Raw genomic sequence first — 575 nt, 5'->3', positions numbered from 1 at the left:
GAAGGAGGCGTACTGGAAGATCAGACGACCGAAGTAGCCGTGGGCTGCAACGATGTTGTAGGTCTCTTCCTCCTGGCCGAACTTGTAGCCGTAGTTCAGGGACTCGCTCTCGGTGGTTTCACGCACCAGGGAGCTGGTGACGAGCGAACCGTGCATGGCTGAGAACAGGGCTCCGCCGAACACACCGGCCACACCCAGCATGTGGAAGGGGTGCATCAGGATGTTGTGCTCCGCCTGGAACACCAGCATGAAGTTGAAGGTGCCGGCGATGCCGAGGGGCATGCCGTCGGAGAAGGAGCCCTGGCCGAGGGGATAGATCAGGAACACGGCGAAGGCCGCCGACAGGGGCGCGGAGTAGGCGACGCAGATCCAGGGGCGCATGCCCAGGCGGTAGGAGAGCTCCCACTGGCGACCCATGTAGGCGGAGATGCCGATCAGGAAGTGGAAGGCCACCAGCTGGTAGGGGCCGCCGTTGTAGAGCCACTCGTCGAGGCTGGCGGCTTCCCAGATGGGGTAGAAGTGCAGGCCGATGGCGTTGCTCGAAGGAACAACGGCGCCGGAGATGATGTTGTTGC

The 575-nt window shown here is 63.1% G+C and carries 1 pseudogene; it reads right to left on the bottom strand.

Going from position 1 to position 575, the window contains the following annotated elements:
* Window positions 1-575: pseudogene (locus tag KUG41_RS15205) on the bottom strand (photosystem II q(b) protein); the annotation flags it as partial.

The sequence above is a fragment of the Synechococcus sp. CCY 9618 genome, from assembly GCF_019038415.1.
In the GTDB taxonomy this organism is placed as follows: Bacteria; Cyanobacteriota; Cyanobacteriia; order PCC-6307; family Cyanobiaceae; genus Cyanobium.
Note: the sequence above shows the minus strand (reverse complement) of the source record. Positions and strands in the feature narration are given on the sequence as shown.